The sequence below is a fragment of the Mycobacterium sp. UM_Kg1 genome (assembly GCF_000972925.1).
GTDB lineage: Bacteria > Actinomycetota > Actinomycetes > Mycobacteriales > Mycobacteriaceae > Mycobacterium > Mycobacterium hiberniae.
Genome location: NZ_JRMK01000131.1, coordinates 1 through 10,125, shown reverse-complemented (window position 1 = coordinate 10,125; position 10,125 = coordinate 1). Strand labels below are relative to the sequence as shown.

The following is a 10,125-nucleotide window of genomic DNA, read 5'->3' as shown; positions in this document are numbered from 1 at the left end:
CCCCCGCCGACGAACGGATCGCCCACAGCAGCCGGCGGTGGAATCGGTCCATCGGGCCGCGGCGCCCTTCCCGGGACAGACCCGCGGCCTCAAGTTCCTTGAACTCGAAGCCCTTGCGCAACAGGTGTTTGGTCAGGGTGTCCCAGCCGGAGGGGGCGAAGCCGCAGCCGAACCGTTCGGCGGCCGCGGCGTCGAAGTTCCGCTCGGTGAGATAGCGCCGCGCCGGTTCGGCCTCAGGGGTGCCCAGCGCCGCGGCATAGAACTCGGCTGCTGCCGCGTTCGCCGCGATCAGCCGACTGCGGCCGCCGCGCTCGCGCTGGATGTTGGTCGCCGACGCGCCGGTGTAGGTGATCGTGTGACCGACCCGATCGGCGAGCATCTCCACCGCCTCGACGAAGCTGGCGTGCTCGACCTTCTGCACGAACGCGTAGACGTCGCCGCCCTCCCCACAGCCGAAGCAGTGGAAGAGACCGTGGTTGGGCCGGACGTGAAAGGACGGCGACTTCTCGTTGTGAAACGGGCACAGGCCCTTGAGCGAATCCGCGCCGGCCCGCCTGAGCTGCACGTAGTCCCCGACCACGTCCTCGATGCGGACACGTTCGCGGATAGCGGCGATGTCGCGATCGGAGATACGGCCGGGCACCGGGTCAGTCTAGAGCGCGCCTTGTACCCCCGCGGCGCTCCTGCGCGCCCGAACCGGACCGAGCTGCCCGGGAGCCGTCCGCCGGGCGGTTCCGCTCAGCCGGCCACCAACCGCTCCAGCCGCCCCTCGGTGCACGACGCGATCTGGTCGACGATCACCCGCAGCCGCGCGCCGTCGTCGGCCGCGGCGGCGAACGCCGGGGCGAACACGGGGTCCAGGCTCTCCGGCGCGGTGATCGACAGCCGATGCGCGACCTCGTGCACCCGCTCGCGCTGGGCGGCCTGAATCCTGCGGTGCTGATCGGAGGAAATGATGAACTGGACCGCAAGGGTTTTCAGCACGGCCACCTCGGCGCGGACCAGTTCGGGGACCTTGAGGTCGGCTTGGTAGCGCCGCAGCGGCCCGGGCCCGGCGGCCTCCTGGGTGGCGGTGATCGCCGCCGAGGCGAAACGCCCGACGAGTTCACTGGTCAACCGCTTGAGCGCCACCGACGCCGACAGGGTTCCCGGGAAGCTGCCGTGGGCGCCCACTGCGGCCACCACCGGCAGCTCGGTGAGCCGGCGCGCCGCCCCGGCCAGATCGTGCACCCCGTCGGGGTCGCCCAGCCGGGTCAGCTCGGACACCGTGGACGGGTCGGCGAGTACCCGCAGGTCGATCCGGCCCGAGATGACGCCGTCCTCCACATCGTGTACCGAGTAGGCGACATCATCGGCCCAGTCCATGATCTGTGACTCCAGACAGACCCGCCCTTCCGGCGCCCCCTGGCGCATCCATTCGGCGGCGGCCCGGTCGTCGTCGTAGAAACCGAATTTGGTGCGCAGCGCGCCGTCTGACGTGCGCCGGTACCACGGATACTTGGTGACCGCATCCAGCGCCGCCCGGCTCAGATTCAGTCCGGCGCTGGCACCGTCGGGGCCCATCACCTTGGGCTCCAGGCTGGTCAAAATCCGGAAGTTCTGCGCATTGCCCTCGAAACCGCCACAGGCCGAGGCGATTTCGTTGAGCGCCATCTCCCCGTTGTGCCCGTAGGGCGGGTGGCCGATGTCGTGGGCCAGCCCGGCCAAGTCGACCAGGTCAGGATCACAGCCCAGACCGATCGCCATCCCCCGACCGATCTGCGCCACCTCCAGCGAGTGGGTCAACCGGGTGCGCGGGGTGTCGCCGTCGCGCGGGCCCACCACCTGAGTCTTGTCGGCCAGCCGGCGCAGCGCGGCGCAGTGCAGCACCCGGGCCCGGTCGCGGGCGAAGTCGGTACGGTACTGGCCGTCGGTTCCGGGCAGGCCGGCCGTTTTCGGGGACTCCGCCACGATGCGGGCGCAGTCGTGCGCGTCGTAGCTGTCAGGGAAGTTTGTGGCCACCGCCGCCAGTCTATTTTGAACTCGCCCGCGCGGATGACACGGCGGGCCGAAGCGGCCCGCCCGAGTGCGGAGGACCGGACGGCCCGGTCGCAGAATCGGCGTGGGTCCCCTGCCGATCGCATATAGATTGGCGAGCATGCGCATCACCCGGCTGGCCAGCGCCGTCCTGGCGTTTCTCCTCGCAGTGCTGCTGGTGTCTCCGGGCGCCGCGGCGCAACCTCCGATGCGTCTCCCCAGCTCGATCACCGACAACGCCGGGGCGCTGTCGCAACCCGAGCGGGCCCGGGTGCAGAGCGCGATCGACACGCTCTACGCCGACCGCCACATCCGGTTGTGGGTGGTCTATGTCGATGTGTTCTCCGGGCAGACCGCTGACAACTGGGGCCGCAGCACCGCGCGGCTGAGCGAACTGGGCAGCAACGACGCCGTGCTGGCCGTGGCGATCGCGGACCGCAGTTACGCCTTCCTGGTCTCCGAGGGCATCCCCGAGATCAGCAGCGGCGAAGTCGACGCGTTACGGCGCAACCAGATCGAGCCCGCGCTGCGCCGCGGCGACTGGTCGGGGGCGGCCACCGCAGCCGCCACCGGACTCGATGCCGCCGCCGCCCCCGCCGAGGTCAGCTGGGCGCCGATCCTGATCGCGCTGGGCGCCCTGGCACTGGCCGGCCTGTTGGTGGCGCTGGTGGTGCGCCGGCTGCGAAGCCGGCGACGGGTGGCGGCGCTGGCCGCCGCCCGGCGGCTCGACTCCACCGACCCCAGCGCGCTGTCCGAGGTGCCGGTGTTCGCGCTGGACGCCCTGTCCCGGGAGAAGGTCGTCGACGTCGACAACGCGGTGCGCACCAGCGCCAACGAGTTGCAGTTGGCCGTCGAGGAGTTCGGCGAGCAACGCACCCAGCCGTTCGCCCAGGCCGTCGCCTCGGCCAAGGCGGCCATGGAGCACGCCTTCACCGTGCGCCAGCAGCTCGACGACGACATTCCCGAGACCCCGGCCCAACAGCGCGACCTGTTGACCGGTGTGATCGTCACCGCGTCGAAGGCCGACCGCGAACTCGAGGCCCAGCGGGCCGCGTTCGAACAGTTGCGCGATCTGGTGCTGCACTCCGCCGACCGGCTCGACGCCCTCACCCAGCAACTGGTCGAGCTGACCGGGCGTATCCCGGCCTCCGAACAGCATCTGAGGCAGTTGCACTCCGAGTTCGACGCCACCGCGCTCAGCTCGGTTTCCGGCAATGTCAAGACCGCCCAGGACCGGGCGGCCTTCGCCGAACGCAACATCACCCGGGCGCGCAGCCTGGCCGAACGTCCGGTGACCGGGGGTCAGAGCGAACTGGTGGACGTGGTGCGGGCCGCCGAGTCGGCGCTGGCCCAGGGCCGGGCACTGCTCGACGCGGTGGACAGTGCCGCCGGCGACATCCGCCACGCCGTCGCCGCGCTGCCGGAGACTATCGCCGACGCCGAGGCGGGCATCGCCCAGGCCGGCGCACAGCTGGCGCGGGGGGTGGGCGCGCACCAGGCCGAACTGACCACCGCGCGCGACTCCGTGGTCAGAGCCGTAGCCGACGCCCGCACCCCCGGAGATCCGCTGGGCGCGTTCACCGCACTGATCAAAGCCGACGCCGCCCTGGATCAGCTGCTGGACACCGTCGCGCAAGAGCGCGCGGCCGCCGAACGGTTGGCCCGCACCCTCGAGCAGGCACTGTTCACCGCGTCGTCGCGGATTCGGGCCGTGTCGGATTACATCGACACCCGTCGCGGCAGCGTCGGCCCGGAGGCCCGTACCCGGTTGGCCGAGGCCCGGCGCCGCCTCGACGCGGCAGAGGCGCTGCGCGGCACCGACGTGGCCGGAGCCATCAGCCAGGCCAACGGCGCTGCCACCCTGGCCGCCGCGGCGCAGTCCCTGGCCAAGGCCGATGTGCAGGAGGCCCAGCGCGCCTACTACGGGCGCTACGGCGGCGGTCCCGGCGGTGGCAATGACACCGGAGCCATGCTGGGCGGCATCATCATCGGCAACATCCTCAGCGGGGGTGGCGGCGGCTTCGGCGGGGGCGGCAGCGGTGGGGGCGGGTGGAGTCCGACCTCGTTCGGCGGCTCCTCGTCCGGCGGCGGCTTCTTCGGCGGCGGCGGCCGGTTCTAGCCCACCGGAACGATGTCGGTGCTCATCGATGTCGCCCTGGTGGGGGTGCTGGCGGCGTGCGGATGGGCGCTGTGGGCCCGTCGGCACACCTGGGGTTCGCGCTGGGACACCAACCCCTCCCGCGTCCTGGTCCTGATGTGCTGCGCGGGCCTGCTGCTGTCTCCGGTGGGGTCACGACTCGTCGACCCGCTCGTGCACGGCGTGTTCGGGTTGTTCAACGTCGCCGGGCTGTTGGCGGTGCTGTGCATGTTCGGCGCGGTAGCGCTGATGTTCGAGCACCTGGTGACGAGGTTGGACGACGAGGACCACGCCCGGCGCCTGCAACGCCGGCACATCATGGCGCCGCTGAAGCTCGGCCTGCCACTGGTGGTGATCGTGTTCTGCATCGCCGATCGGGGACAGCCGCCGTATCTGGATGCTTTCGCGCCCCGCGGGCCGTGGTTCGCGGCGTACTGGGCACTGGTCGGGGCCTTGGCGCTGCCGCTGTTCGGGTTCACCGGCCGGGTGCTGCTGGCACTGCGCAGCGATCCGCGCTCAAAGACGACGGTGCGGTTCTACCTGGCCTGGGTCGCCTTCAAACTCGCGGCGATCATCGCACAACTGACCAGTGTGCTGCTCGGCAGCGCGGTCACCCTGCCCACCTGGATCTGCGCAGGCATCAGCAGCACCGCCTTCGCCTATGCCGCCGCGCTGTCCTGGCGCAGCCGCACCGACTGGTTCAAGCCGCTCGACACGAAGGCCCCGGAAGCCGCCGAGGACTGACCTCGATCAGCAGCCCTTGAGGCGCACGGCCAGGTAGTCGGCGACCGCGTCGATGGCCACCCGCTCCTGGGTCATCGTGTCGCGCTCGCGCACGGTGACGGCGTGGTCTTCCAGGGAGTCGAAGTCGACCGTGATGCAGTAGGGGGTGCCGATTTCGTCCTGGCGGCGGTACCGCCGGCCGACCGCCCCGGCGTCGTCGAATTCCACGTTCCAGGACTGGCGCAGCTCGGCCGCCAAGTCGCGGGCCTTGGGCGACAGGTCGGCGTTGCGCGACAGCGGCAGCACGGCCGCCTTGACCGGAGCCAGCCGCGGGTCCAACCGCAGCACGGTGCGCTTGTCCACGCCGCCCTTGGCGTTGGGCGCCTCGTCCTCGTGGTAGGCGTCGACCAGGAAGGCCATCAGGGAGCGGGTCAGGCCGGCTGCCGGTTCGATCACGTAGGGCACGTAGCGGGTGTCGGTCGCCTGGTCGTAGAACGACAGGTCCACCCCGGAGTGCTCCGAGTGCGTGGTCAGGTCGAAGTTGGTGCGGTTGGCGATGCCCTCCAGCTCCCCCCACGGGTTGCCGGCGAAGCCGAACTTGTACTCGATGTCGGTGGTGCCGGCGGAGTAGTGCGACAGCTTCTCGAGCGGGTGTTCGTAGAGTCGCAGGTTCTCCCGGTTGATGCCCAGGTCGACGTACCACTGCAGGCGCGCGTCGATCCAGTACTGGTGCCACTCCTTGGCGGTGGACGGCTCGACGAAGAACTCCATCTCCATCTGCTCGAACTCACGGGTCCGGAAGATGAAGTTGCCGGGGGTGATCTCGTTGCGGAAGCTCTTGCCGATCTGACCGATACCGAACGGCGGCTTGCGGCGCGCCGTGGTCACCACGTTGGCGAAGTTGACGAAGATGCCCTGTGCGGTCTCGGGCCGCAGGTAGTGCAGTCCCTCTTCAGACTCGATGGGACCCAGGTAGGTCTTGAGCATCATGTTGAAGTCCCGGGGCTCGGTCCACTGCCCCTTGGTGCCGCAGTCCGGGCAGGCGATCTCGCTCATCGGCACGTCATCGGGGTTGCCGCCCTTCTTCAGTGCCACCGCTTCCTGCATGTGGTCCTGCCGGTGCCGCTTGTGGCAGCTCAGGCACTCCACCAGCGGGTCGTTGAACACCGCGACGTGCCCGGAGGCCACCCACACCTGACGGGGCAGGATGATCGCGCTGTCCAGGCCGACGACGTCGTCCCGGGAGGTCACGACCGAGCGCCACCACTGCCGCTTGATGTTCTCCTTGAGCTCCACTCCGAGTGGCCCGTAGTCCCACGCCGACTTTGTGCCGCCGTAGATTTCGCCCGACTGGAAGACCAGGCCACGTCGCTTGGCCAGGTTGGCAACGGTGTCGATGATGGACGCCACGAGGGGGTGCTCTCCTGTCTTGACGGAACCGCGCCGGCAACGCCGACGCGCAAAACATCAGTCATCGTATCGATACCGTCCGCGTTCTTTGACATGCGTCATCACGCATGGAACAGTGGATGCCAGCTGAAAATGATTTCCAACGTGTCCGGAGGTGGTGTCATGGCCTCCTCAGCATCGGGCCTGGTGGGCCACCGACACACCGGTCCAGCCTTTCCCGCGGCACCGCCGCGGGAGATCCTCGACGCAGCCGGAGAGCTGCTGCGCGCGCTGGCCGCCCCCGTTCGCATCGCGATCGTGTTGCAACTGCAGGAATCACAGCGCTGCGTGCACGAGCTCGTCGACGCGCTCGGCGTGCCGCAGCCGCTGGTCAGCCAGCACCTGAAAATCCTCAAGTCCGCCGGAGTCGTCGCCGGGGAAAGGTCTGGTCGCGAAGTGCTCTACCGACTGGCCGACCATCACCTGGCGCACATCGCCATTGACGCGGTGGCGCACGCCGGTGAGGACCGTTGAGCGCCCCCGGGGTGCGCTCCACCCGGCAGCGGGCAGCGATCGCGGCGCTGCTGGAGACCGTCGAGGATTTCCGGTCGGCCCAGGAACTGCACGACGCGCTGCGTGAGCGCGGCGAGAACATCGGGCTGACCACCGTCTACCGCACCTTGCAGGCGATGGCCTCGGCCGGACAGGTCGACACGCTGCGTTCGGACACCGGCGAATCGGTGTACCGGCGATGCTCGGATCACCACCACCACCATCTGGTGTGCCGGGGCTGCGGGGCGACCGTCGAGGTGGGCGACCGCGAAGTCGAAGAGTGGGCGGCGCGCATCGCCGCCGAGCACGACTACTCCGACGTCGGCCACACCATCGAGATCTTCGGCCCCTGCGCCGGCTGCCGGAACTGAGCCCGGCCCGCCGTCAGGCGGTCAGTGCGTCCCGGATGTCGACGCCCTTGGCCAGCACCATCAGAACCAGGGTGCGCAGCGCGCCGTCGCTCAGCCCCGAACCCGGGAAGTTGTACCGCAGAATCACGTCCGCGGACGCGTCCTTACCGACCAGGGACACGGTGCCCAGCTGACTGAGGTCGGCCTGCTCGGCGACGCGGGTGCGCAGGTGCTCGGTCAACGGCAGATCCCAGGCCAGAATCGCGGTGAGCGACACCAACTCCAGGTCCTCGGCGATCGGCACCACCCGCAACGACGCCAGCAGCCCGTCCTGCCGAACGGTCAGCGCACCGTCGGGTTCGGCGTCGACCGTCAGCACCTCGGCGAGCACCGTGGCGAGCCGGTCGGCCAGCGTCGGCATCAGGCTGTTCCGAACCGGCGCTGCCGCGAGGCGTACTGCTCGCAGGCCTCCCACAGATCGCGGCGGTCGTAGTCCGGCCACAGCTTCGCTTGGAAGATGTACTCGGCGTAGGCCGCCTGCCACAGCATGAAGTTGGACGACCGCTGCTCGCCGGAGGTGCGGATCAGCAGGTCGACGTCGGGCATGTCCGGCCGGTGCAGGTGCCGCGCGATGGTGGCCTCGTTGATCCGGCTCGGGTTCAGCTTGCCCGCCACGGCCTCCTCGGCGATGGCCTTGGCGGCTTCGGCGATCTCGGTGCGCCCGCCGTAGTTGACGCAGTAATTGATCGTGATGACGTCGTTGTCCACGGTCATGGCCTCGGCGATCTCGAATTCCTTGATCACGCTGCGCCACATCTTCGGACGAGACCCCCCCCAGCGCATTCGCACGCCCATCGCGTTGAGGTTCTCCCGCCGTCGGCGCACCACCTCGCGGTTGAACCCCATCAGGAAGCGCACCTCCTCTGGGGAGCGCTTCCAGTTCTCGGTGGAGAACGCATACACCGTCAGCCACTTGATGCCCAGTTCGATGGCGCCGCAGGTGATGTCGATGAGCACCGCCTCGCCCATCTTGTGCCCCTCGGTGCGGCCCAGCCCACGCTGGGTCGCCCAGCGGCCGTTGCCGTCCATCACCACCGCGACGTGGGTCGGCAGCGCCTCGGCGGGGATCTGCGGCGCCACGGCCTTGGACGTGTGCTGCGGAGGGCGACACGGCCCCCCGCCGGGCGGCGACGGCAACTGCGGGAAGACCACCGGCCAGGTGGACTTGTCCGGGAACACCGGATAATCCGCAGGCGCCGCGGGCAGCTGCGGGAAGTCCGCCTTCCGATTTGCCCGGTTCAACACCATGCGCCTTATCCTGCCCGACCGTGCCGGCGCCGCCCGCGGCGACCATACGGCCGCCGCGACGGCTTACCGACCATGTCGACGATCAGGAACGGGCACTCAGATCGCCCGCGATGAAGTCCAGCCGCCACAGCGACTGGAACAGCTTGCGCCCGAACTTCTCCAGGTCCGCGACGCTGCCGCGCGACGGGCCGCCGGCCTGTGCCAGGTCCGCGGCGATCTGACGAATGCTGCGACGACCGTCGATGCTCTGCACGAACGGCAACTGCGCCGGGTTCAACGGCATACGCCAGCCCGAACGGAAGATCTCGTCGTTGTTCAAGCCACACTTCCAGCGGAACAGCGGCACGTAGTCGAGGCTCTCCGGGGTGGAGAAGTCGATCTGGTAGCTGCTCTTGGGCCGATCGGGCCGAGTGGCGATGAAGAAGTGCCGCGCGTTGAGAGTGTGGACGCGCTCCATCACCGACCAGATCTTCTCCTCCGGCAAGGCATTCACCTTGTCGTAGAAGCCGGTGGCCGGCACCGCGATGTCATGGGCGTAGTACGGGGCCTTGAGCAGCCAGCCCTGGAAGTCCAGGCCGGCCGACTTGGCCAGGTCGATGCAACCGTCGACGTCATAGCTCTTCGCCCGACCGTGCAAGAACGTGTCCACCAGGCCCGAATCCGAGTGCAGGTCGCCGGCGATCTTGATGTACGGCTGCACCGGGTGCTCCGGCGACAGCACGCGGATGGCCTGGCGCACGGTCTGAATCGACTCGTCGTTCTGTTCCAACCCGAGGTCCCGGAAGACCGACTCCAGGATTTCGATACCGATGCGGCCGTAGCGCGCGTAGAGCATGATGCCGGCGACGCCGTCGGGCCGCAGCCGGTCTGCGATCGCCTTCATGCCCACCTCGGGGTCGGCCATGTGGTGCAGCACGCCCGTCGAGATCGCCAGGTCGAAGTCCCGGCCGAGCGAGGAAAGCTCCTCAATGGGCAGCTGGTGCAGCTCCAGGTTCCACAGACCGTGCTTGTCCTTGAGGTACTGCTGGTGCCCCAACGACGACGCGCTGATGTCGACCGCCACGACGCTGGCCTGCGGGTTGTTGTAGGCGAAGACCGCCGCCTGGTTGGTGCCACAGCCCGCGATCAGGATGTCGAGGTCGGGACGGTATTCACGATCCGGCCACAGCACCCGGTGCGAATGGCTGGGGTCGAACCACTCCCAGTTTGTGGTCGTCCATGCCTGCAGGTCATGGATGGGCGGCGGGTACGTCCACCGCTCGTACTGCCGGGAGACGACGTCTGCACGTGGATTCTCGGTCACTTCTGTGTGGCTCCTTGTCGAATTAACCCCCCGCCGGATCGGATCAGACTTTAGCGGGGGCTTGTTGGGCCGGCGCGCCCGGAGGCGACTCCAAACGGAGTGTCCGACGCGCCGGAACGAGTCAGTGGGGCAGGGTCAGCCGGCCCGTCCGGGCTCACCGGGCTGACCGGGCTGGCCTGGGGTTCCACCCGGTCCGGGCGCACCGCCCAGACCACCGGCACCGCCCTCACCGGGCTGGCCGCCGGGTCCCGAAGCGCCACCGGCGCCACCGGCGCCACCGGCGCCTCCGTTACCGCCGTCTCCGCCGCGGCCGCCCTGGCCGCCGGCACCACCCTTGCCGCTGTCTC

Annotated in this window: 10 protein-coding genes and 1 pseudogene; 5 read left to right on the top strand and 6 right to left on the bottom strand. The window is 69.4% G+C overall.

Annotated features, from left to right (window positions below):
* Together LI92_RS21885 and LI92_RS17055 are read right to left on the bottom strand one after the other, a co-directional pair.
* Window positions 1-643: DNA primase (locus tag LI92_RS21885; protein ID WP_082109772.1), on the bottom strand; the 643-nt coding region annotated here is incomplete at its 3' end.
* Window positions 644-738: 95 nt separating this feature from the next.
* Window positions 739-2,001, bottom strand: a complete 1,263-nt coding sequence (locus LI92_RS17055) for a deoxyguanosinetriphosphate triphosphohydrolase (RefSeq protein WP_046320921.1) — start codon at window positions 1,999-2,001, stop codon at window positions 739-741.
* A gap of 136 nt (window positions 2,002-2,137) precedes the next feature.
* Here LI92_RS17055 and LI92_RS17050 point away from each other — a divergent pair, with 136 nt between their 5' ends.
* Entirely contained in the window at window positions 2,138-4,135 is a 1,998-nt protein-coding gene (locus LI92_RS17050) for a TPM domain-containing protein (protein WP_046320919.1), read from the top strand.
* A 12-nt stretch (window positions 4,136-4,147) separates the two neighbouring features.
* A complete protein-coding gene (locus tag LI92_RS17045; protein WP_046320917.1) occupies window positions 4,148-4,897 on the top strand; it encodes a hypothetical protein in 750 nt (249 codons plus the stop codon).
* Window positions 4,898-4,903: 6 nt separating this feature from the next.
* On the opposite strand, the gene LI92_RS17040 is transcribed toward LI92_RS17045, so the two are convergent.
* Entirely contained in the window at window positions 4,904-6,286 is a 1,383-nt protein-coding gene (locus LI92_RS17040; RefSeq protein ID WP_046320915.1) for a glycine--tRNA ligase, read from the bottom strand.
* A gap of 162 nt (window positions 6,287-6,448) precedes the next feature.
* Here LI92_RS17040 and LI92_RS17035 point away from each other — a divergent pair, with 162 nt between their 5' ends.
* Both LI92_RS17035 and LI92_RS17030 read left to right on the top strand, forming a co-directional pair.
* Window positions 6,449-6,799 (top strand): ArsR/SmtB family transcription factor, encoded by a 351-nt coding sequence (locus LI92_RS17035; RefSeq protein ID WP_046320913.1) that lies wholly within the window; start codon window positions 6,449-6,451, stop codon window positions 6,797-6,799.
* Complete coding sequence (locus LI92_RS17030) at window positions 6,796-7,188, top strand: Fur family transcriptional regulator (protein ID WP_046320909.1); 393 nt, start codon at window positions 6,796-6,798, stop codon at window positions 7,186-7,188. The genes LI92_RS17035 and LI92_RS17030 overlap by 4 nt, the downstream gene beginning before the upstream one ends.
* A gap of 13 nt (window positions 7,189-7,201) precedes the next feature.
* Here LI92_RS17030 and LI92_RS17025 read toward each other — a convergent pair whose 3' ends face one another.
* From LI92_RS17025 to LI92_RS17015, 3 genes are all read right to left on the bottom strand, one after another.
* Window positions 7,202-7,588, bottom strand: a complete 387-nt coding sequence (locus tag LI92_RS17025; RefSeq protein WP_046320907.1) for a hypothetical protein — start codon at window positions 7,586-7,588, stop codon at window positions 7,202-7,204.
* Window positions 7,588-8,475: a decaprenyl diphosphate synthase gene (locus tag LI92_RS17020; RefSeq protein ID WP_046320905.1), complete on the bottom strand. Its 888-nt coding sequence runs from the start codon at window positions 8,473-8,475 to the stop codon at window positions 7,588-7,590. The genes LI92_RS17025 and LI92_RS17020 overlap by 1 nt, the downstream gene beginning before the upstream one ends.
* 82 nt (window positions 8,476-8,557) lie before the next feature.
* The gene (locus tag LI92_RS17015; protein WP_046320903.1) at window positions 8,558-9,778 is read right to left on the bottom strand and encodes a class I SAM-dependent methyltransferase; all 1,221 of its coding nucleotides are present in this window, start codon (window positions 9,776-9,778) and stop codon (window positions 8,558-8,560) included.
* Between the two features lie 99 nt (window positions 9,779-9,877).
* Between LI92_RS17015 and LI92_RS23830 the strand changes: the two are divergent.
* Window positions 9,878-10,125: pseudogene (locus LI92_RS23830) on the top strand (spore surface glycoprotein BclB); the annotation flags it as partial.